Here is a 23,335-nt window from a genome sequence, read left to right on the forward strand (position 1 = left end):
TAAGTCCTATAAATTTAATAATAAAATCGGCTTCATTATAAATGGGTATATGGCTATCAAAAGCTAAAAAACATTTCCCAAATAGTAACAATACTTTTATCCGATGGTTTGATGAAATAGTAGCTTACTTTGATGATACGACAACAAGTGGTGCTGTTGTTCGCGTAGCGTTCCGCAGGAAAGGCATCATTAACAAACTCAAACTAATTAAGCGTTCAGTTTATGGATTCAGAAACTTTAATAATTTTAGAGTAAGATGCTTATTAAATTAATTGGCATTTTAATTTAGGACTTACGCACAGGTAACGGAAAACGAACCACAGAGGACACGGAGGTCACGGAGGAATGGGAGTTTAAGAGGGTTTTTGCGTAAGTCCTATTAATTATTAGTTTATAGCGGTTCTCGTTCACGTGAGGTACACCCGTAGGGGCAATTCATGAATACTTAACTAAAATTACTAGCTTGCTAATAAATGAGACTGGGAATTTGAGCCAAAGCGCGATCGCACCCAGGGAACCCCGCTCTTGCTGGGGAAATGCGTGACTCATCTTTTATAGATTCTCTGCGAGACGCTACGCGAAGGACGGGCTGTTCGGTGACGCCTTGCTTACCCACTGCTATATAAAATTAAGTCCCCAGATAGTGTGTACCTCACCACAAAAGAACTTAAGCTTGGCTTATTAAGTTTGGGGAAATAGTCATGAATAAAGAAACAGTTCCTAATCAAGCTGAAAAGTCTAATCCAGAAGGTGATGCATCACAATTAAGTCCAGAGGTACTAGACAAAATCAAACACCCTCGGAGAATCGACGATGTTATCCGGGAGCAATCACCAGAAGAACGTAAAAGTAACCCGGCTTTAGTACCGGAAATGGTTGATGATCCAACTGATAATTGATTGGGTTTGCGAAAGAATAATGACAAAGCTCATGCAGTAATTTGTTGCTATCCAGATCCCCGACTTCTTCAATAAATAAGTCGGGGATCTAAATCCAGTTTTATGAAGTGATATTCCACTATAAGTTGCTCCCAAATATCAGATTACTTACCATCGTCATCTATAGTAAGTTAGATTATACAGAGTTGGAATTTTCTCACCAGGGTTGTATATACAGGAGCGATCGCAGCGTAATTTAATATTTGAATGTTACCTAGTTTCTGAATAACCATAATTAATACCAATTCTATCTGAGGTTGAGCTTTATTTATGTAGGAGCAATTCATGAATTACCCCTACTTTAATTTTGCTATTAATCGAAATACATTCAGGAATTGCGTGAAATTACGAAATAACATAGACGCGTTTGCGGTACGTATCGTTGGCGCGGCTTCTCCTGGAGAATAGAAGCAGCTTGCCGCAAAGTTGTTGCGGAATTCCTAATATTGTGAAACCATAGTTTGTAACTTACTTATACAACTACAACTAGTCTGTCTCTTGCCTCACTCCAGAAAAAAGTACTGGTACTAGTAACAATCATGACGCGATCGCCAAATTCAGAAAATAACCAAAAACCATCTAATCGTCGTCTGTGGCTCCTGCTTTTAGGACGTATCAGTTTAGCTCTGGGTGGGGTTTTGCTGGTTGGAATTATAGTTGGTGCTTGGTGGGCTAGAAGTTATATATATAAAGATTTAGCACCGTTAGTGCAGCAAAATCTTCAACAATTGCTTGGCCGTCCAGTCATAGTCGGAAAAGTTGAACGTTTTTCCCTAACTAGTCTGAGATTTAGCTCTCTATCGATCCCAGCAACTCCCACCGATCCCGATCGGGTGGTAGTAAAAGCTTTGGAGGTGCAGTTCTCGCCGTTACAAGTTCTCTTCACCCGAAAACTGGGATTAAATGTCACGTTAGTTGAGCCTAATGTTTACATTCAACAGAATAAAGATGGTCGTTGGGTGACAGCCCAAGTTAAAGCTGGCCAGGGACAAAGCTTGATTCAAACTGAGTTAGAAACACTTCAGATTCAAGATGGCAATGTAGAGTTATTGTCAGCTTTTGCACCAACTAAACCGAATAGCTCAGTAATATTAGATCAAGTTGGCGGTGTTGCCCGATTTTCCGATCAAAATCAAAGGATCGGTTATGACATCAATGCTCAACTCACTAGGGGAGGCGCTGTTAAAATCGTTGGCGAAACACAAATAAAAGCTCAACAAACTAGCCTCCAACTGCAAGCACAAAATTTACAAGCATCTGATATCAGTCGATTAATTCAGTTACCAATTGCTTTGCAAGCAGGGTCTTTAAATGCTGATTTAGGCGTTCAGATTCCACCCAAGCTGTCAGAAATAGCGATTACGGGAACAGCTACAGCTAATCAAGTGGCTGCTAAAATTCAAAATATTCCTCAGCCGGTTTCTAATTTTAATGGAAGATTTATATTTGAAGGTCAGACAGTTACTTTAGATAATCTGAGTACGAACTTTGGTAAGGTTCCCATTGTGGCAAATGGAACAATTAATACTCAAACAGGTTTTAATGTTTCTGCTCAGATCAAACCAGTTAGTGCGAAAAATATCTTAGACACATTGAATGTAAATTCGTCAGTCCCAGCTAGTGGCGAAATTCAAGCAAATATTCAGGTGCTAGGACAGCTTCAGCAACCAGTGGTCAATGGTACAGTAAGCAGCACAAAACCTATTCAAGTTGACCGCGTTCAATTTAAAACCGTTAACACTGATTTCCGCTTGAATGTATCTCAAACTGCATCTAAAATTGCCATCTCCAATCTGAAAATAGTCCCCGCAGCAGGTGGTCAAATTACAGGCGGCGGTCAAGCTAATCTGGGAGGTAAAAAAGAGGTAACATTTAATGCTATAGCTGATGGGATATCAGGGGATATACTAGCACGCAGTTATGGCGTTACTCTACCGATCGCAGTTGGGAATGTTTCAGCAAAAGCCCAAATCTCTGGCTCCCTTGACAAACAGCCCTTGAACCTTGATATTACTAGTGTTCTGGTAACGCCGCCAGCCGGGGGGCAAATCACAGCCAATGGTCAAATTCAACTGGCTCCCCAAGGTGAGGTAGGCGTAAATATTCAAGCTAAAGGTATACCAGGAAATGCGATCGCACAAGGTTACGGCATTTCCACTCCCATTAATGTTGGCGGTATATCTGCGAATGCGAAAGTTACTGGTTCTCTGGGTAAACCCTTAAACGTCAATGTGGCTCGTGTTCAGGTAAATCCTGAAGTGGGAGGGCAAATCACAGCTAGCGGACAACTTCAGCTTGCACCCCAAGGGAGGGTATCATTTAATGTGCAAGCCCAAAAATTGCCAGGAGATGCGATCGCCCGAGCCTACAAAACTTCACCCTCCATCACCATTGGCAATGTATCGGCAAATGCTGATATCTCCGGCACTCTGAGCAATCTGCAAACAGTAGCGCGGGTGCAAGCGCCTAACGCCACCTATCCCACTAGCGGGCGAGTTGTTGTTGCCAAGCAAGGAGAAAATATCCTTTTCCCCGATGCAGTTTTCAACATCGCAGGTGGGACAATCGCGGCTCAAGGACAACTTGCACAACAACGCTGGCAAGGAGTTGTGAAAACTTCGCAAATTCAACTCAACCGTTTCTCACCACAACTGCGAGGACGGCTTAATAGCAACATTCAGTTAGCAGGCACAACCAAATCTTTCCAGCTTGCAGATATTCGCGCCGCCGGACAAATCGGCCTTCCCCAAGGGATAGCACTGCTGACAAAACCGCTCAACGCCCAATTTCAGTGGAATGGACAGCAGATTATAGTTGAAAACGCAAGTACCCCAGGATTGAGTGCTAATGGTGCGATCGCTATTCAGTCTCCACCAACTGGCGCACCTAAAATCGCCGGATTTAATTTAAATGTACTGGCGCAGAATTTCAACTTAAAAAATACAGGCTTTCAAGTTCCTGGTGACGTAGCATTAGCGGGGCTAGTTGATTTTAATGGAAAAGTTACAGGTACTCCAGATGTTCCGCAAGCTAACGGTAATATCCGACTGCGGAATTTCAATGTCAGTAACTTGGCATTTGACCGACTTTTAACCGGAAACGTGAATTTTCAGGGAGGACAGGGGGGAAGTCTACGATTAGCTGGGAAGCAAGATCGGATTGCCCTTAACTTAGGTGCAGATTATCGTCCCACTTCATTTTTAGTTCGATACGATGGCGCACTCACCACAGGTAGAACTGAGGGAGATAACTTGCTCATCAACGCCCAACAGTTTCCCATCGCTCTGGTTGGAGGCTTTTTACCTAACAATCAATTGAAACCACTGTCGGGGCAACTATCAGGGAATTTAGTTGTTAATCTTAATAATTATGCAGTTGCGGGGGATATTGCGATCGCCCGGCCTCGTGTTGCGAGAGTTGCAGCAGATGAATTTCGCGGCACCATCAATTATGCCGATGGAACTGCTAGTTTGGCTAATGGTCAATTGCAGATTGGAGGTAGCAACATCGCCCTCAGTGGAAATGTGCAAACAGGGAATGACCCGAAATTTCAATTTCAAGCTAATTTAGACCAAGCCAAAATCCAGAGGCTTTTACAAGCCTTCAATATCTTCGACTTTCAAGACCTTAGTAGCGGTTTGCAGCCTCCGAAGTTGGCTGGAGCAGAAGTACTTAAAACTAAGCCTGTCAATTTGCCCAATGCAGATTTAAAAACACAGTTGGCATATTTCTCAAAAATTACAGCAGCGATCGCAAAAGAACAGCAAGTAGAGACAAAACAAACCCCATCTTTGCCCAGCCTTGCAGAATTAAACGGCGCTTTGAGCGGAGGAATTACAGCCAATGGCTCGTTAAAATCTGGGTTGAACGTCGGCTTTAATTTTCAAGGTGCGAATTGGCAATGGGGTAATTACTCCATTAATCAAGTCGTTGCTCAAGGCACCTTTGCCGATGGTATTGTCACCCTTTCGCCTTTGAGTGTTGGGATAAATCAAGGACTAGTGGCGTTTTCAGGACAGTTAGGAACTGAGCAACTATCTGGAAAATTGAATGTCGCAAGTTTACCCTTATCACTTTTAGAGCCTTTTATCGAAAAATACCCCATAGATATCACTGGGAAAGTGAATGCTGACGCCACCTTAGCAGGTAGTTTACAAGCCCCAAGTGTTAAAGGAGAAGTAGCGCTGGCGGATGCGACTCTCAACAAACAACCTGTGCAAACAGGAAAGGTGAACTTTGATTACGACAAAGCTCGTTTGAATTTTGATAGTACCTTACTACTGACCGGAACGCAGCCAGTAGCCATTAAAGGAAGCATACCTGCTCCCTTACCTTTTGCGGCAGTGCAACCAGATAGCAATCAAATCAGCATCAACGCCAATGTGCAAAATGAAGGATTGGCATTGTTAAACGTGTTTACCAATAATCAAGTTGCTTGGGTAGACGGTCAAGGAAAAGTAGATTTAAACATTCAAGGCACTTTAAAGGAACCAATTATCAACGGAAATGCCACACTTAATAATGCAACTTTTCGCGCTCAAGCCTTATCTGATCCTTTAACGAATGTCACAGGGACAGCACAATTTAACGGTACTACTGTGAATGTCCAAGGTATCCAAGCTACTTACAATAAAGGGCAAGTGACTGCATCAGGCATCCTCCCAATTTTTACTCCTGAGCAAGGCGCAGCTAATCCCCTGACAGTATCAATAGCAGACAAACTCAACTTTAAGCTGGCATCACTGTATGAAGGCGGTGTCGGCGGCGATGTCGTAATTCGGGGAACAGCATTAAAACCGATAATTGGTGGGGAGATTAAACTGAGTGATGGTAAGGTGATTATTGGAAACTCGGCTACTACTGATAAAAAAGCAGCAGCGACAACAGAGGCTAACGCTAACGTCATAAATCGAGAAGAGGTTAACGTTAACCTCAAACCGACACCAGATAGTAGCACTAACCCAGTGGCTACAGCAAAGAGTAGCACTAGCGCCGTAACTACACCCAATTTACCTATAGAGTTTGCAGATTTAAAGTTGATTTTAGACAAGAATATTCGTGTTACCACCGAGTCCCTACTCAGCTTCGTACCAGGAGGAGCCGCATTGAGTCAGCCCCTATTGAGCTTTGACGCCAAAGGCGACTTGACCATCAATGGTACATTAGCCAAGCCGCTTCCTGAAGGAGTCATTAATTTGACAGGAGGAGGACTGAGCTTATTTTCCACTCAATTCACCTTGGAGCGGGGCTATGAACAAACGGCGCGGTTTATTCCTAGTCAAGGACTTGACCCGACTTTAGATGTCCGACTTACCGCAATTGTACCCGAAGCATCAGCAATAAGCAGTCAAACTTTGGCATCACCATTGTCTGCTGAAGTTAGCGATGCTTCTGTAAACAACTTCGGGACTTTACGTACCGTTACAGTTCGAGCTAGTGTGAACGGCCCAGCTAGTGAATTGGGCGACAATCTAGAACTGACAAGCGAACCCAGCCGTAGTAAGGGGGAAATAGTTGGTCTGTTGGGTGGTTCAATTCTGAGTTCTTTTGGTCAAACAGATGCAGGCCAAGGGCTGACTAATTTCGCTACTTCTACCATTTTAGGTGGTTTGCAAGGAACTATTACTGCGATCGGACAAACTGTTGGTTTCAGTGAGTTTCGGATATATCCCACTCCATCTACCAATAATAAAGTAGCGACAACTTCGGTTCTTAATTTATCAGCAGAAGGTGTGTTTGACATCAATAAAAATTTCTCTGCCTCTTTATCACGCGCTCTTACTAGCGATGACTCTTTCCTTTACAATGTGTTATATCGAGTCAATGACGAAGTTTTGGTGCGAGGCTCAACTAATTTGGGGGATGAAAATCAATTCCAAGTTGAGTATGAAACCCGATTTTAGAGCGATACAATTCAGTTAAGCTTCTCTTCCTTTGTAAAACTAGATGACGAACAGCTTAATATCTGTAGGTTGGGTTGAGGAACGAAACCCAACATTTGATCTTTGTTGATGTTGGGTTTCACTGCCGTTCAACCCAACCTACATTGATAGCTTTTACTATAAGTAATCACCCGAACTTGATATCACTTGTCTGCTTAACTCGACTTTATCCATTTTTTGGCAACACTCAAACTAACGCTGAAACCTTTGTGGTACGGTAGCTTTACTTTTTATATTTTACCGATAATCTGTTACTTGGAAAAAGTATCTGCCAAAAAGCCAAGGTTTTTGCCGGATAAAGAAAACCGACTTCTTAATTTTGGATAAAGTCGAGATTATGACATTTACAGATAAATTTAACCAACTTGCAGTAATTCTTTCTGAGCAACTGAGTGTGCAAATAGAAGATGTTATATCATGTCCGCATAATTAGTTATGCTAACCACAGTCAATACACCCCACCCCCAGCCCCTAAGAGCTTGCGGGGAGGGGAGACAAAGCATAGCTTTGGCTGGGGTGGGGTTCTTCGGGTTTAATAAGCAATCAAGCGGACATGATATGACTCTTGATACACGGCTTCGGGAAGACCTGAAAATAGATGGTGATGACGTTGATGAACTATTATAGCGGTTCCCATTCAGATGAAGTACAAAATTAGATCGCAAGGTGTAGGGGCAATTCATGAATTGCCCCTACGGGTGTACCTTACTAGGTCGGAAAATGCTATATGTAAAATTGCTGAACAGTTTGAGATAGATTGGCACGGGTTTGTTTTTTACCGTTACTTCCATGAAGAGCCACATTTATTTTCTCTCCTTTTTGAGTGGTACTATAGCGGTTCCCACTCAGATGCGGTACAAAATTAGATCGCAAGGTGTAGGGGCAATTCATGAATTGCCCCTACGGGTGTACCTCACGTGAACGAGAACCGCTATATCGCAAACGTCACGGTGCCCTCAAAACAATTACTGTCAGCCATTTGGTATCAGTTATTGAGCGTGGAGTTTGGTTTGAACCATCTCAATCTGGTATTTACATTTGAGTTCATTAGGACGCAGAGGAAAGTCTAAAGTAGCGCAAAGGTTCTTCATTACCACCCACACGGCAACTCTCGCATTATTTGGCACTTTTAATGAGTAGGACGAAATGCTTGTCCTAATGATGCGGGTGTCTCCAGTTTAATGCCTTTGTCATCCCGCGAGGCGATCGCTATTCCTGATATTAGTGCTATAGGACTACTATTTGATTTTCAAAAAGATATGTAGGGTGTGTTAGCGACAGCGTAACGCACCAAATCTTTACGAATGGTGCGTTACGGATTTCATCCTAACGCACCCTACAGTACCTAATTTTGTTCAAAAATCAAATAGGAATCCTATATGAATAATCTTAAGTAAATATTACCTGTAACTGAACCAGCCACAGCCCCAACCAACATCATTCCCGCAACGCCCAGGTTTAACACCCCCGATTTTCCGTCACTAATTCACCTAGTGCCGCCAAAATTAGAGGTGTCGCGACCTGTAGCGTATCACTGATGATTAACCTGATTGTTTGGATGTTCATCCTTTGTAACCGGAGGTGAAGCTACCTCCGGCAGATGTTCTTCTTTGGCTTGCATTTCCAAAAGTTGGGGAATCGTCACAAATCGATAGCCTTGGGCTTTCAAACCTGCGATCATTTCTGGTAAAGCCTTGACAGATTTGGAACGATTGCCGCCCCCATCGTGCATCAATACAATTGCACCTGGTTTTGCATATTTCAGCACATTTTTCACCAGCCCCGGCACTTGAGGCGAACGACGTTCAGCATCTCCCGACTCTTCAGACCACATCATCACAGTGTACTTCTCGTTTTTGGCATATTGGGCTAGTCCATTATTCAGAAAGCCGCCTGGGGGACGAAACAGAGTAGTTTTCTTTCCAGTCGTCTTGTAGATGATGTCTGCTGTGCGATTAATTTCACTCGCCGCAGTCGGCCCATCCATTTGAAAATACCAATGATGCCATGTATGGTTGCCAATTACGTGACCATCATCAGCCACTTGCTTGGCAATTTTGGGAAAATATTTCACCATTTCTCCAATCATGAAGAATGTCGCCTTGATATTATTTTTCTTCAAAATTTCTAAAACCTGTGCCGTATTTTTGGGGCCAGGTCCATCATCAAAACTTAGGGCAATGACTTTCTCATTTGCTTTTAGTTTCGCTTGATAAACGATTGTCCCCTGAAATTCCTTTGGCACTTGATTTATCTGGTCTGTAGCTGGGTTGATATTCTGTGCATCTGCACTCATCAGCTTGTTGTGACTCCCTTGATCACTCTCGCTTTTTGGCTTTATAATTCCCAACAGATGCTCAAATCCGCTTGTAGTTAAAAGCAAACTGACACCTAAACTACTAGCACCAGTAACCAATGTCACGAATATTACTTTCAGTAATAAAGATAATTTACGACTGGACACATTAAATCTCCTCAAGTATTAGTTATTGGGCATGGGGCATCCCTTCTCTACGAGACGCTACGCGTAGCTTGCTTCCACGAAGTGGTACGGCTCCGCTCAGGGCAAGTGGGTATTGGGCATTGGGCATTGGTTTCTCCCTTAGGGACTTCCAAGAAATAAATTATCCAAAAAAACGTAGACGCGATAGCGGCTTGCCGCAGGCTACCACAGAGACAAGGCAGCGCGGTCTTCTCCCTTGGCGCTAGCCTCTCCCAATGTGAGAAGGGGAGAGGCTAAGAGCGATAGCGCCGGCGGCAAGCAAGTCCGCGTACCCTTACAGGGAAGCAAGCTACGCTTTTAGCGTCTCGTAGAGATCGTCTGGGGGTTTCCCCCATGAGCGACTGCCGCACAGAGAACACAGAGGAATAAGGAGGAGAGATTTTTTTCGCCAGTTTTTTGAGTATTTTTTTATTTGGAAGTCCCTTATCTCCCTCTTACCTCATTTGCACTCGATTGTAAATTAAAATATCTGCTGCTAAAAGAATAAAGAATAACATACCTTGGAACATCCCAGCTAAAGGTAAGGTAAGTCCCAATTTAATCTGCACTCATTCGCCACCTACGTACAAAACTACCATCAACAGCTGAATAATATAATACTCAGTATATTTAACCTACCAATAAAAGCAGCAATAACGGCAGTATAACCGTAACTAGGAGAAATGCTAGGGTGTAATTGACCAATAGGGCTGAGGACTTGGCACACACCTGCTAAACCAAACCTGCTAGGGCGTGTTTTCAAAGTCTTAGATCCCCCCAACCCCCCTTAAAAAAGGCTTGCTCAAAATCTCTTAAAGTCCCCCTTTTTTAAGGGGAGCCACTGCGCCCTTGCGGTTTCCCGACTTGTTCGCGTAGCGTCTCCCCCTGGGAGAAGCACGTGGCGTGGATTTAGGGGGATCTAAAAAATTAGGAGGCTAAACAAGTAGTTTGAAAACACACCTGCTAATTCACCGCTAATTAGGAGTTAGCCAAATGACGTGTAGGCATAGCCCATCATAGACATCCCAGCCTTGAGACTATAACCAATTACCCCCACGCTGAAACCAAAAAACCTTTGCCGTAGTACTCCTTTATCCTGAATTGGTGATTGAATTAAATATATGAACACAACACCCTCTAAAAGAGAAACAGATGAAATGTTCAAATGGTTAAATCGTAACCGCCAGATGTTATTAGATTTATATAAAAATCAATATATCGCTTACAATGCAAATGGAATAATTGCTCACAGCGAAAACTTACGCGAAGTTTTAGCATTAGGTAATGCAGCAAAACAGCCTTTTTTAATTTACCTAGTTCCCCGTCGCACTGCTTCTATAGAAATTTTACCAATTCGCTTCCGCACCGTCACTCGCCATGATTGGCAACCAAATTATAGGGTTATTTTAAAACATAGAGATATAGAATCTAATACAACAATGTTAGTAGATTCGGGTGCTGAATTAAGTTTAATTTCGTTGAAAGTTGGTCAAGATTTAGGCTATGCTTTGGCTGATTCAGAATCAACTTTGTTGGCAGAAACTATAGGGGGCAGAGTTGAGTACGTTTTACGTAATGTCGAAATGACAATTGATGAACACAATTTTATTACTCCTGTAGCATGGTTACAAACCAACACAGGCGGAGAACAATTGCTTTTAGGGCGAGAAGTTGTATTTGATAAATTTAATATTGAATTTAGACAGGCTGAGGAGCAAATTATTTTTACATGGCGTGAAGACTTGAAGTCATAAATTCAATAATTTAATAGTGTTTAACAGTTAACTTGAATTGCTTCATCTGAAAATGAATAACTACTCATTCTTAAGACTCCTCAGCAATTTTCCGAATTTTTTCTTGAAATCTAGCGAAAACGACTTCGCCATCAGTTACTTGTTCTTGCACCAGATGATTAAAAACTGAGATTGAGAAGCTAGTTTTACAAGGATTTCATCGGAAGTATTGTTTAGAAATCAAATATGATTCGTATATAAGTAGGTGGGCGAGAAAATTTATAACTATGTCAGCCGTAAGTGCTGTATTTAATAAACACTAAGTACAAAATACAGTTATTTAATTTACTATAGCGCTTCTCGTTTGGGTGTAATACACTTTGACCTCTCTCCAAACCTCTCTCCTAAAAGGAGAGAGGCTTTGAATCTTACCCCCCTTCCCTTGTAGGGAAGGGGCTGGGGGTTAGGTCTGTATTCCATGCAATTGAGAACCGCTATAAGTGCTTGATTAAAGCTTGATATAATAAGTCTAAATATAGCAATCAAAAGTGAAACGTGAGAAAATACGGAGATAAAAACTACCTATTTATAGGCTTTTCATCGGTTTTCTTTCTCATAAATGATTTAGGATTGCTATAGCATTTTCGGATGAATTAGACAACACAAATTCTTTCATATTATACTGTCATTTGCTGGCTAGTAAACTAATTTAATTTGCGTTAGCTCATCTCAAAATATTCAAGCAACAGTATTAACTGTCCTAACTGTCCTTGCAATTTTATGAAAATGATGAAATACTATGGAATCCTAAACAAAATTCAAATGACAACCTAGTACAATACGGCGGAAATAAGCCACCCATTTAAAATCGCTATAAATCTTACAAAATCAGTGTTTTTTCTTTTTACTTTTGCCTTGTTGTACTAGTGATGTCGAATAGGCCATCATAGACATCACTTTGTTTTGAGTCTTGGAAAACAAACCAAACGAAAAATAAGTATTTTTCGTTAGTTACTAGCATTAGTTACGATCAAAAGTAATTGAGATGCCTTTGGCTTGAGGAGTTAGCTATATTGTGGATATTTTCAAATCTGAAATTATTGAAGGCAATCTGAATTCACTCTCTCAAATAATTCAAGATAATCTCAATTTCATCATCATCATCACTGCCTTGATAATAGCTATAGCAGTCAGTGTTTTATTTGCATTGGCTTTTTTCTTGAATAAAATGAACGAATTACTCACAGTTCGCTTTGTATCTCCAGAAATAAAAAAAGTCTATAATTTAGTTTTTTCCCCATACGAAAACTGGTTAAAAAAATCTATTTATTTAATAATAATTGACATAGTTTGGATAATTGTCCCTCTCCCCAATTTCCTCAAATACCTAGAAATTGTTCTCGGCTTATCAACAGCGATTACAGTTGGCTGGTTATGTTCGCGCTTGTTTGAAAAGTTTCTTATATTTTACTTGGCAGAATCTACGCTAAAGCAAAAAATTAATGGTGAATTGTTAGTTGTCGCTAATATTATAGGTGACGCAGTTATTTTTCTGATAATCATCTTTATTTTTGCCCAGACTCACCATATCAATGTGGTGGGTTTAGTGACGAGTTTGGGAATTGGGGGGATAGCCATTGCCTTTGCTGCTAAAGGGCTTTTAGAGCAGTTATTAGGTGGAATAGTTATTTATCTCGACCGACCTTTTGTGATTGATGATTATATTGGCTTGCCTGATGGCACATTTGGCAGAGTTGAATCAATTGGTTTACGTTCTACTAAAATTCGTAATTCTGGAAAAGGGACTTTAACTATAGTTCCTAATAATTCCCTCACCGAATTAAGTATCGAAAACTTTACAGGAGGCAAAAAAATTGTTTCTTTAATTTATTTAACTTTATATCGTGTACTTTCCGAAAATGAAAGAGCTTTAATTAGTCAAGTTATTTTAGAAAGTACCAACGATCTATTTGGAATTGATTCTCGCAATACGGAGGTTAATTTTAAGGATTTTGTTCAAAATGGAACTCAGATGACCCAGGCTCAACTTAACTTTTTTATTCTGGGTTCTGGTGAAATGGGAATGGATATGCGCCGTCAGTTACTAGATGTGGCGAAAGAAAACATTACGATAAAACTTTCTGAATATGGTATTGCTTTTGATCTGGAAGAAAAACCAGTTAATATTGATGCACCCATTAATATTTAAATAATTAAAATGAACGTCCTCTTTAAGAATATACAAAAATGGTTGCTCGTTGACGAAGCAACACGCAACTTTTTCATCTCATTAGGGATTAGTCTCGCTATTTTTTTATTCTGTGTTTTTCTTTCAATTTTGATTGGTAAATATACTCCTTTATTCTTAAAAAAAGTTATTCGGAGAATTTCCCCAGTAGGAATATCAAAAATTTATGCCAGCTTAATTGACCCGTTAGAAAATATACTTAAAATTGTCGGAACCCTAATCCTAATCTCTGTATGTTTAAATTTGTTAGAAAAATATACAGGATTTTATTATTTTTTGAAATTTTTCTTAAATTTAGCAGTAATCATCAGTTTGGCAGTGCTGTCATCTAACTTATTCCGCCAATTATTACGGGTATATGGCATTGTTTTACTCCGCAAGATAGGACTGGAAATTGATGAATTACTGTTGGTTTTTGAAACTCTTGCTAATGTGATGATTGGTTTTCTTTCGGCTCTGGCATTTGCTCAAAGCCAGAATATTAATTTAATTGGTCTACTTGCTGGTTTAGGTATTGGGGGACTTGCGGTTGCTTTTGCCGCTCAAAAAACCTTAGAACAGATTCTTGGAACAATTGTCTTGTATCTAGATCGTCCTTTCTCTCCTGGAGAATATATTCGGGTAAATTTAAGTTCTCAGGGTATATTATTTGCCCGTGTCGAAGCTATTGGTTTGCGTTCGACCAGACTGCGAACTGCTGGTAAAAACACCCTTGTGATTGTTCCAAACTCAACATTGGCAAATACAGATATTGAAAATATTACTAGAGGTAAAAAGGTGATGGTTATGCTCTATCTTGATTTTACGCGTAGCTTAGAAAAAGCTGAACAAGCATTAATCGAAAAAGTTGTTAAGGAGAGTACTAATACTTTATTTGGGATCGATCCAGGCAGTACAAAAATTAACATATTTAATCGAGAAGGAAACTTGGGAGTTCGTGCAAGGGTGAGTTTCTTTATACTAGGTTCAAATGAAAATTCCATTGATTTCCGCAAGCGTTTACTGGAATTAGCCAATCAAGCTATATCGAGAAAGCTCAGTGGTTACGGTATAGAGTTCACTATGCAAGAATCGACACTTTATGTCGAGTCACACATAACAATTTAATGGTATCCAGAATGGTCAGTACAATGTAGTAAGTTACACCATCGACACCCAGTAATATGTTTAGCTGAGTGCGACTGAAGGATATAATTTTATATATAAAAATCGGGACTGAGAAATAAATCTCAGTCCCGATAAAAAAGCGGGCTAACCGCTATTTATATGGTTAACCCGTGCAGCTTTGGGAACGCGCAGAGAAATTGTTATTGCAATACCAACTTCACATTGGCGTTTTGCAGACCGCGCTGTTTTACTTCAGCCAAGGTTTTGTTAACGGCATACTTTTGGTTGATTGAGTTGATCAACTCGGTTTGGTTGTGCTTCTTAGCAACGCCCCACAAGTCAGCAATTAGGTCAAAAGAACCATCACTGTTGCGAGACCAACCGAGGTCATATTCGCCATCCAACATAGCAACGATGTCAGAACGGACGCGCTGACCGTTATAACCACGGACATCAGCTTCAGTCTTTACGCTGATACCGAGGTCGCGCAAAGAAGCTTTGAGGATTTCGGCATCGGTGATCTTGGTACGCAGGGTGCTAAAGTGAGACATTTGGGTTTCCTCCAATGAGAAGATTGAGAAAAACGACAACGGTTTGTTTTGAGCGAAGCCGCGCTTAGTAGGATGCGGCTTTTTCTTATAACTGCTAGCATTTTCAGCTAGCCTTTCCCCCTGGGATGGCAGAGGAAAGCTTTTAAAACTCCATTCGCTGATATTCAGCTACGGAGGATGCTGCGGGGCGGGCGCGCTGTCTGGCCCAATCTCTCAGAGCCGTTACTTGTTCTTGCATCGTTCGAGACAGCGGCAATGTTGCCTTCAGTGCAGCAATAATATCTAGTTGGGTGAACTCCCGATCTTGGGCAAAAGCTTCATACATTGCCGCAACGATCGCTTGCTCAACTTCTGCCCCAGAAAAGCCATCAGACATCTTGGCTAGTTGCTCAAGATCGAATCGAGAGATGTCTTCACGGCGTTTCGTCAGGTGAATATTGAAAATGTGTTGCCGTTCTTCCGGTGTTGGCAGATCGACAAAGAATATTTCATCAAAGCGTCCTTTCCTCAAGAACTCGCCAGGTAAGCGTTCTACTCGGTTGGCGGTTGCCATCACGAATACTGGTGATTTCTTATCTTGCATCCATGTGAGGAAAGAGCCGAAGATTCTACTTGAAGTCCCCCCATCAGAATCAGAGGAACCTCCACTACCAGCAAAGGATTTATCCAATTCATCGATAAACAAAATCGCTGGGGAAATAGATTCTGCTGTTTTCAGGGCGTTTCGCAGATTTGCCTCACTTCGTCCCACCATTGAGCCGTCGTAAACTCGCCCCATATCCAACCGCAACAGTGGTAAACCCCACAGTCGGGAAGTAGTTTTGGCTATTAGTGACTTACCACAACCGGGAACTCCTAGAATTAGCATCCCCTTTGGTTGAGGCAAACCATACTCTCTCGCTCTTTCTGTAAAAGCGTTAGAGCGTTGCTTGAGCCATCTTTTTAACTCTTCTAAGCCACCTACAGCATCAATGGTTTCATCTTCTTCGATGTATTCTAAGATCCCATTGCGCCGAATTAGTTGCTTTTTCTCAGATAAAACGATATCTACTTCATCTTCCGTCAAACGCCCTGTAGTTACCTGCGCCTTTCGGTAGACTTTCTCAGCTTCATCTTTAGTTAGACCTAAAGCCGCTCTGAGAAGTTTTTCTCTGGCTTCTGTTGTCAACCGCCGACCACGATTTTGGTCTACGTGCTGAGTCAGTACTTTATTCAACTCTGCCATATCTGGCAGTGTAAAGTCGATAACAACAACTTCTTTTTCCAACTCTATAGGTACTTGCTGCATGGGAGACATCAAAATGATGTTCTTTTGCGTACCTTTAAAGCTAGCGATCGCATCACGTAACGATCTGTTTGTTGCAGGCGCATCAATAAAGGGGTGTAAATCTTTAAGAATAAATATACTGGGTTCTTTCTGCCGGATGATCCACTCAATGGCTGCCTCTGGAGACACAGTATTATGTTGGGTAACATTCCGGGGTTGACCATACTCCACAATCCCGTGTGTTACTGTCCAAATAAATACTCGGCGCTGGGGCTTTAACAACTGGGCGATGGTGGAAACTGCTAGCTCGGCCCGCTCTTCCTCGGAGGTCACAAGGTAGATTAAAGGGTATTGAGCTTGAATTAGGATACTGAGCTCTTCTTTCATACTTCGACCTACTTGAGACCTTATAGAGACAGTAGAGACATTGCTTCTGGTAAAGACAACCAAATCATGAATATCTATCTAGCAAGGAACTAACTCTTCCTCGCCCTTGGGATTGGTTTCATCTTCATCCATCTCATCAATAGAAAGATGCTCTTGACCAACTACTCCTGGTTGATTGCCTAAAGTAACCAGTTCCCCATCACGTAAGACTAGTGAGCTATCACAAGTTGGGCATGAATAAACTCTATGAGTCCGCCCATAAGTGGAATCTTCCAACTCGTCAACTAATTCTTGATTAGACAGGTAAAAACCAAGGGCGCGTTCGGCAAGTTCTGACATTGGCTCGGAATCGATTGCTGAACGAATCTTCAGTTTTCTGTGCAACTCTGACGATAAATACAAAGTGACCTTTTGCTTAGTTTGCGTTTGCATATAACTCTTTAACGGTCTTACCCGGGTATGTATATCAAGTTATCGGTTCTTTTCTTGGTTGTCAAGACAGTAAAACGTTTTAACGCTACTTTTGTTACATTTGTTTACAAGTGAGGCTGAAATGCTATTTAAACGCGGTGTGCAACTTGCTCTCAAACCTAACCCCCAGCCCCTTCCCTACAAGGGAAGGGGAGCAAGACTTAAAGCCTCTCTCCGCTTGTCTGACGACAGGCTGACGCCAACGGGGAGAGAAATGGAAGTGGGGTTTCAAGAATAAGTTGCACATCGCGTTATTTAATTGGGCGATAAATCGCTGACTATAAACCTGTCAACTCAAAAACTGAAACTTTTATGGGAAATAGCGGTGCTTATTTTTTAGTTATTTGCAGCGTAAGCGGATTAAAGTTGAACACCTTTCCGGTTGTAAACAACTGATATCCACAGGAGATGCCAGCAAATGACACTAGCATCGAAAAAAGAGACACTGAGCCGATTACAACACCACTGGCGATGAAGAGAGCGATTCCGATGCCAATCAATACCCATCCCAGTTTCCGATGATCGCGTCCACCCCAATTTAGAGCTACTACGCCTCCCACACACAGCAAAATTCCAGGTGTGCTGCGTAAATAAACACTGACATAAATGCTTGTACTTAAAAATGTAACGCCTGCTAGGATTAGTCCTAAGCCAATAAGCTTGCTGGCAAGGACTACTTGTTCTTCCTCTTCTTTGCCGATGTTAGGCACTGTAATTTTTGTGGGTGCGGAGTTTGGTGTATAGTTTTTTGGGGCAGATGCAGAGTGCTGCTGCACCCTAAACATGAAAGTTATTTTGTCTCCTTGCCCAAGGGAAACTCTATCTCCCGGTTGCAGTGGAGAAAAAACTTGAGGCTGAAGTTTCGCGCCGTTAATGTATGTACCATTAGAACTGCCCAAATCGCTGATATGGTATTCATCCCCATTTATCCAAATTTGCGCGTGGATACGGGATGCCACATCGGAATCTGGTAAGCCAGAAACATCAATATCTGGTGGTTTTTGGTCGTTTGGCTTGCCGATGGAAATTACAGAAAGATTTGGCGGAAATTGTAAAGATGTGTTGGTTTGGAAGTGAAAAAGCTCCAAAGTTAGCTCGGCTGTCTGAGATGCGCTGTACATTAGTTGTGTTATAAAGCACTTACTTTCAGCTTGCTCTACTGGGAACTAAAAAGAGAATGGTAAATATCCTGAAAGAATATTGAATTTTTAATCAGCGCTCTTTTGGTGCAATTTATGCAGTAGTTTCCCGATTCGGGAATAACTCGTAAATTGGCGAAGGTATTGATCTGAGTTTCTGGTATTTGTATAAAATCAGTGACTTTGGCAAAATGTGTGATGTAAATGGCTACTGCTAATAAAACCTGTAGTTTGGGGCGAAGAATTTATCGGTTTGCCGCCAGTGTTAGCGGAGTCATTGCCCTGTTCATAATCCTGTGGGGTTGTACTGCAAATAATTTTAACTCTGGAGCGATCGCCTGGAAAACTTATAGCAACTCTCGTTATGGCTTTGAATTTCCATATCCGAGTAACTGGACTTCTTTAGCAGCCCCAGCAAATGATGATGGAATTGCGTTTATTTCACCACAGGATAACTCAGTGGAAATTCGGGGATGGGCAAGTCAGCAGTTACCAAATGCTCAAGAGTCAGTTAAAAAGATAAAACCCAACTTTCAGACTGCCCAAGGAGTTTCTGGGGTAATGGTTGTAGAAGTTGATCAACAAGTAGGTTCAATGACACTGACACTAACTCAGAGTCAAGTGAAATACTGTTTGCGGGGACGAAGCAAAAGCCAAAAATTTCCAGATTACTATCGTTTGTTTTATTACATTGCCCAGCAGTATCGGATTTCAAAGTTTTAATTGGGCATTGGGCATGGGTTATTCTCCTCATCTTCCTCATCTCCCCCACTCCCCACTCCCCACTCCCCACTCCTACAAAATCCACATCTGGGACAGAATAATGATTAACAGGGTACAGAAACCTGGTAGATTTAGCTATCAGCGAGTAAAAACTGGTGAAGATGAAAGTCCTGGTTATTGGTGGTGATGGATATTGCGGTTGGGCAACTGCTCTTTACCTTTCCAATCGAGGTTATGAAGTTGGAATTTTAGATAGTTTGGTGCGGCGGCATTGGGATAATGAACTTGGTGTCGAAACTCTCACTCCGATCGCACTAATTCAACAACGTCTCCAGCGCTGGCAAGATTTGACGGGTAAATCGATCGACTTGTTCATCGGCGATATCACGAATTACGAGTTTCTCTATAAAACATTACAGCAATTTCAGCCAAATGCCCTAGTGCATTTTGGTGAACAGCGTTCAGCCCCATTTTCCATGATTGACCGAGAACATGCAGTTCTCACCCAAGTCAATAATGTAGTTGGGACGTTGAACTTACTGTACGCCATGCGGGAAGATTTCCCGGACTGTCATTTGGTGAAGCTGGGGACGATGGGTGAATACGGTACACCCAACATTGATATCGAAGAAGGGTATATCACCATTGAACACAATGGACGCAAGGATACCCTACCTTATCCCAAGCAACCCGGTTCAATGTACCATTTAAGCAAAGTCCATGATAGTCATAACATCCACTTTGCTTGCCGGATTTGGGGATTGCGGGCCACTGATTTAAATCAGGGTGTAGTTTACGGCGTCTTAACCGAAGAAACGGATATGGACGAACTATTGATTAATCGGCTGGATTATGATGGTGTGTTTGGTACAGCACTGAACCGCTTTTGTATTCAAGCAGTGATCGGACACCCTCTAACCGTCTATGGTAAAGGTGGGCAAACTCGCGGATTTTTGGATATTCGGGATACAGTCCGATGTGTGGAATTAGCGATCGCTAACCCTGCCGAAGCTGGTGAATTCCGTGTATTCAACCAATTTACCGAACAATTCAGCGTCGGCGAATTGGCATTGATGGTAAAAAAAGCTGGTAATGCTATCGGATTGAACGTAGAAATCAATCACTTAGATAATCCCAGAGTTGAAAAAGAAGAACATTACTTCAACGCTAAAAACACCAAATTGCTCGATTTAGGTTTACAGCCTCACCTGCTCTCTGATTCTCTCCTCGATTCTCTGTTAAACTTTGCCATCAAGTATCAGGAACGAGTTGATCATAAACAAATTCTGCCTAAAGTCTCTTGGCACAGAAATTAGGGTTAACTCTGCGTGCGGCTGATAACAGAACCTTATTTCACTCAAGTCAGTAATTGGCCTAAAAATGGTCGTCATATTCTAGCACAATATGACGACCATTTAATTGTTGTTTATCAGGCGTATCGTCCAGCTATTGGTAACTTCGCCGCCACCTACGGTTATTTTGGTGGTGAGTTCAGTTTTGAGCGTATGAGTTGGATAAAACCTAACTTCCTCTGGATGATGTATCGTTCTGGATGGGGTACACAAAATGGGCAAGAGGTAGTGTTAGCTATTTGGATTAAGCGTTCGGCTTTTGATCAAATTTTAGCGGCGGCTGTTCATTCCAGCTACGTTCCAGAACTTTATCCCGATAAAAGTACATGGCAAAGAGCATTGAAGCAATCACAAGTCCGCCTACAATGGGACCCGGATCATCACCCAAATGGGACAAAATTAGAACGACGCGCTATTCAGTTAGGGTTACGTGGCCAAGTGCTAGCTGCTTACGCCAAAGATTGGATTGTGAACATTGAGGACATCTCGGACTTTGTACAAAAACAGCGCCAAAACATTAAATCTGACTGTGCAGAGTTGATTACACCACAGGAGAGAGTCTATTCTGTGTTTGATACCGAAACGCAAGCAAAGCTGAGATTATCTGCCTGGACTGAATAGTTTTTTATGAGAATCGCTCTATTTACCGAAACCTTTTTACCGAAGGTTGACGGCATTGTAACGCGCCTACGCCATACTGTTGACCATCTACAGCGCAGTGGTAATCAAGTGCTGGTGATTGCCCCTGATGGAGGCATCACAGAACATAAAGGCGCTAAAGTTTACGGCGTTACTGGCTTTCCTCTGCCATTATATCCAGAATTGCAAATGGCATTACCACGCCCAGCCATTGGTTACGCTTTAGAAGAGTTTAAGCCGGATGTTATTCATGTGGTGAATCCAGCAGTTTTGGGTTTAGCTGGCATATTTTACAGCAAAATCCTCAAAATCCCCTTAGTAGCCTCTTATCATACCCATTTACCCCAATATCTCCAGCATTACGGCTTGGCGATGCTTGAGGGTTTTCTTTGGGAATTATTGAAAAGCGCTCATAATCAAGCAGCTTTAAATCTGTGTACTTCCACAGCAATGGTTGAGGAACTGACAGCACACGGTATTGAACGTGTAGATTTATGGCAGCGTGGGGTAGATACAGAATTATTTCACCCCGATTTAGCTAATGTAGAGATGCGATCGCGCTTATCGCAAAATCATCCAGAGAGTCCATTGCTACTTTACGTTGGGCGGCTTTCGGCTGAAAAAGAAATTGAGCGCATCAAACCAATCTTAGAAGCAATTCCGGCAGCGCGATTAGCATTAGTTGGAGATGGTCCCCACCGTCAAGCATTGCAAAAACACTTTGCCGGCACAAACACTTATTTTGTTGGTTATCTTATGGGACAAGAATTAGGTTCTGCCTTTGCGAGTGCTGATGCCTTTATCTTTCCTTCCCGTACAGAAACACTAGGCTTAGTATTACTAGAAGCGATGGCAGCTGGCTGTCCCGTGGTAGCAGCCCGTTCCGGGGGAATTCCTGATATTGTGACAGATGGGGTAAATGGATATCTTTTTGAGCCAACAGCAGATGTTCAAGGGGCATTAGCTGCTACTGTTCGCCTATTAGAACAAAAACAACAACGAGACATCATCCGTCAAAATGCTCGCCAGGAAGCAGAAAGTTGGGGTTGGGCAGCTGCTACCAGACAGCTGCAAGATTACTACCAAAAGGTCATACTTTCTGAACACTTGGCAAAATCGGGGAGTAGGGAGTAAACAGTGGGCAGTGGGGTTAGTGAGGATGAGGGAGATGAGGAGGACAAGAAAAATAACCATGTCCAATGCCTAAAATCTAAAATTACCATGACACTCGCCAATCCTGGCAGCGTCTTGGCTACGTCAACTTTGAGTTAATTTACTTACCAATTGTGCAGCGATCGCATTGGGGTGCGCCAGTTAGATAAAATTCGCGTCAAAGGCAAACACTAGGCTGTGAATATCCACGAGTTAATTGGCGATTGCGTGTTTTGAAGCCACCAAATCCATCCAACCCAAGATCGAGCTGTTGATATGCATCTATAGGATTACTATTTGATTTTTGAACAACACGTAGGGTGTGTTATCGCCGAGAGTACGGCACCATTTTCAAGGGTTTGGTGCGTTAGACTCAAGTCATAACGCACCCGACAAATACTTAATTTTTTTCAGAAATCAAACCGGATTCCTATAGAAGGTGCGTGTAATTACCAACAAACGCAGCCCCCAGAGTCCTGGGATGGTGTCTGCACAATGCTTACTAAATAGTCGTCATTAGTCATTAGTTATTCTCCCTCTGCCCAATGCCCACTTGCCCTGAGCGGAGCCGTACCACTTCGTGGAAGCAAGCTACGCGTAGCGTCTCGTAGAGAAGGGATGCCCAATGCCCCATTCAACCTTGAGCCTCTCCATGATCATCCTGAAACGGGTCTTCGCCAATTCCTAGCTCTTTTTTTGAGCGTTTCAATTGTTTCCATAGATCCTTTATTTGTTCGTAAGCTGCACCTGGAGGCACTTTTCCACCTGTTTCTAAGTTGCAAATGTAACTTACGCGTTGAGCAAATTCTTGTAGATTCGCATTAAAAACTAAGTTTTCTGGCTTTACCTGACCGTAGTAGCGACCACGAGGGAAGAGAAAATCATCCTTGTTCACTATTTTTTTCTCCATTTATTCAATTCACCTTCTCTTTTAATTTCTGAAGCTCTATCACTAGCTAACCTAATCTTTCTTTTGTCATACTGAGGTAAATCAAACCATCCAACTCTTTTTCCAATTGGTGATGCAGGAATTGATTGATTCAGACTTTGAGACTAGAGAATAAAGCTTGAAATAAGCTAAAAATCTTTTAATTTGCATCCTCAAAAAAATGAATCTCTTGTGGGGTGGGCAACATGAGCGCCCTAGTTGTGCAAATTAAATGCGCGACAGCTTACTTTTGTCGTAAATATTACAAAAAAGTTT

General features: G+C 42.0%; 18 protein-coding genes and 1 pseudogene. 12 read left to right on the plus strand and 7 right to left on the minus strand.

Annotated elements, in window-relative coordinates:
- Window positions 1–50: 50 nt before the first annotated feature.
- A pseudogene (locus V7K97_RS05765) lies at window positions 51–272 on the plus strand (transposase); the annotation flags it as partial.
- 194 nt (window positions 273–466) lie between these two features.
- Here the strand turns inward: V7K97_RS05765 and V7K97_RS05770 are convergent.
- Window positions 467–616: a hypothetical protein gene (locus tag V7K97_RS05770; protein WP_334799794.1), complete on the minus strand. Its 150-nt coding sequence runs from the start codon at window positions 614–616 to the stop codon at window positions 467–469.
- 85 nt (window positions 617–701) lie between these two features.
- Between V7K97_RS05770 and V7K97_RS05775 the strand changes: the two genes are divergently transcribed.
- The 3 genes from V7K97_RS05775 (at window position 702) to V7K97_RS05785 (ending at window position 7,746) form a co-directional block, all read left to right on the plus strand.
- Window positions 702–899, plus strand: coding sequence for a hypothetical protein (locus V7K97_RS05775; RefSeq protein WP_334799795.1), 198 nt, complete (start codon window positions 702–704; stop codon window positions 897–899).
- Window positions 900–1,477: 578 nt separating this feature from the next.
- Entirely contained in the window at window positions 1,478–6,841 is a 5,364-nt protein-coding gene (locus V7K97_RS05780) for a translocation/assembly module TamB domain-containing protein (protein WP_334799796.1), read from the plus strand.
- A 680-nt stretch (window positions 6,842–7,521) separates the two neighbouring features.
- Window positions 7,522–7,746 (plus strand): hypothetical protein, encoded by a 225-nt coding sequence (locus tag V7K97_RS05785; protein WP_334799797.1) that lies wholly within the window; start codon window positions 7,522–7,524, stop codon window positions 7,744–7,746.
- Window positions 7,747–8,411: 665 nt separating this feature from the next.
- On the opposite strand, the gene V7K97_RS05790 is transcribed toward V7K97_RS05785, so the two are convergent.
- Window positions 8,412–9,344, minus strand: coding sequence for a polysaccharide deacetylase family protein (locus tag V7K97_RS05790; protein WP_334799799.1), 933 nt, complete (start codon window positions 9,342–9,344; stop codon window positions 8,412–8,414).
- 1,139 nt (window positions 9,345–10,483) lie between these two features.
- On the opposite strand from V7K97_RS05790, the gene V7K97_RS05795 reads away from it, so the two are divergent.
- From V7K97_RS05795 to V7K97_RS05805, 3 genes are all read left to right on the plus strand, one after another.
- Window positions 10,484–11,116 (plus strand): retropepsin-like domain-containing protein, encoded by a 633-nt coding sequence (locus tag V7K97_RS05795; RefSeq protein ID WP_334799800.1) that lies wholly within the window; start codon window positions 10,484–10,486, stop codon window positions 11,114–11,116.
- 1,054 nt (window positions 11,117–12,170) lie between these two features.
- Window positions 12,171–13,304: a mechanosensitive ion channel family protein gene (locus tag V7K97_RS05800; RefSeq protein WP_334799801.1), complete on the plus strand. Its 1,134-nt coding sequence runs from the start codon at window positions 12,171–12,173 to the stop codon at window positions 13,302–13,304.
- Window positions 13,305–13,313: 9 nt separating this feature from the next.
- Window positions 13,314–14,450 carry a mechanosensitive ion channel family protein gene (locus V7K97_RS05805; RefSeq protein ID WP_334799802.1) on the plus strand — a complete coding sequence of 379 codons (1,137 nt, stop codon included), beginning with the start codon at window positions 13,314–13,316 and terminating at the stop codon, window positions 14,448–14,450.
- A gap of 200 nt (window positions 14,451–14,650) precedes the next feature.
- Here V7K97_RS05805 and V7K97_RS05810 read toward each other — a convergent pair whose 3' ends face one another.
- The 3 genes from V7K97_RS05810 to V7K97_RS05820 all read right to left on the minus strand — a co-directional run bounded on the left by V7K97_RS05810 (window position 14,651) and on the right by V7K97_RS05820 (window position 17,087).
- On the minus strand, window positions 14,651–15,001 hold the full coding sequence (locus V7K97_RS05810) for a DUF1257 domain-containing protein (RefSeq protein WP_012407317.1): 351 nt from the start codon (window positions 14,999–15,001) through the stop codon (window positions 14,651–14,653).
- 142 nt (window positions 15,002–15,143) lie between these two features.
- Complete coding sequence (ycf46, locus tag V7K97_RS05815) at window positions 15,144–16,655, minus strand: stress-responsive protein Ycf46 (RefSeq protein WP_094339753.1); 1,512 nt, start codon at window positions 16,653–16,655, stop codon at window positions 15,144–15,146.
- 78 nt (window positions 16,656–16,733) lie between these two features.
- Entirely contained in the window at window positions 16,734–17,087 is a 354-nt protein-coding gene (locus V7K97_RS05820; RefSeq protein WP_334799803.1) for a hypothetical protein, read from the minus strand.
- A 121-nt stretch (window positions 17,088–17,208) separates the two neighbouring features.
- Between V7K97_RS05820 and V7K97_RS05825 the strand changes: the two genes are divergently transcribed.
- Window positions 17,209–17,364 carry a hypothetical protein gene (locus tag V7K97_RS05825; protein ID WP_334799804.1) on the plus strand — a complete coding sequence of 52 codons (156 nt, stop codon included), beginning with the start codon at window positions 17,209–17,211 and terminating at the stop codon, window positions 17,362–17,364.
- A 91-nt stretch (window positions 17,365–17,455) separates the two neighbouring features.
- Here the strand turns inward: V7K97_RS05825 and V7K97_RS05830 are convergent, their stop codons facing one another.
- Entirely contained in the window at window positions 17,456–18,247 is a 792-nt protein-coding gene (locus V7K97_RS05830) for an FHA domain-containing protein (RefSeq protein ID WP_334799805.1), read from the minus strand.
- A gap of 222 nt (window positions 18,248–18,469) precedes the next feature.
- On the opposite strand from V7K97_RS05830, the gene V7K97_RS05835 reads away from it, so the two are divergent.
- The 4 genes from V7K97_RS05835 to V7K97_RS05850 all read left to right on the plus strand — a co-directional run bounded on the left by V7K97_RS05835 (window position 18,470) and on the right by V7K97_RS05850 (window position 22,113).
- The gene (locus V7K97_RS05835) at window positions 18,470–18,988 is read left to right on the plus strand and encodes a hypothetical protein (protein WP_334799806.1); all 519 of its coding nucleotides are present in this window, start codon (window positions 18,470–18,472) and stop codon (window positions 18,986–18,988) included.
- 161 nt (window positions 18,989–19,149) lie between these two features.
- The gene (locus V7K97_RS05840) at window positions 19,150–20,304 is read left to right on the plus strand and encodes an NAD-dependent epimerase/dehydratase family protein (protein ID WP_334799852.1); all 1,155 of its coding nucleotides are present in this window, start codon (window positions 19,150–19,152) and stop codon (window positions 20,302–20,304) included.
- Between the two features lie 12 nt (window positions 20,305–20,316).
- A complete protein-coding gene (locus V7K97_RS05845) occupies window positions 20,317–20,961 on the plus strand; it encodes a DUF4291 domain-containing protein (protein WP_334799807.1) in 645 nt (214 codons plus the stop codon).
- 6 nt (window positions 20,962–20,967) lie between these two features.
- Complete coding sequence (locus tag V7K97_RS05850) at window positions 20,968–22,113, plus strand: glycosyltransferase family 4 protein (RefSeq protein ID WP_334799808.1); 1,146 nt, start codon at window positions 20,968–20,970, stop codon at window positions 22,111–22,113.
- A gap of 652 nt (window positions 22,114–22,765) precedes the next feature.
- Here V7K97_RS05850 and V7K97_RS05855 read toward each other — a convergent pair.
- Window positions 22,766–23,041, minus strand: a complete 276-nt coding sequence (locus V7K97_RS05855; RefSeq protein ID WP_334799809.1) for a DUF7219 family protein — start codon at window positions 23,039–23,041, stop codon at window positions 22,766–22,768.
- Window positions 23,042–23,335: the final 294 nt, after the last annotated feature.

Origin of the sequence: Nostoc sp. (genome assembly GCF_036917815.1) — a bacterium.
GTDB lineage: Bacteria > Cyanobacteriota > Cyanobacteriia > Cyanobacteriales > Nostocaceae > Nostoc.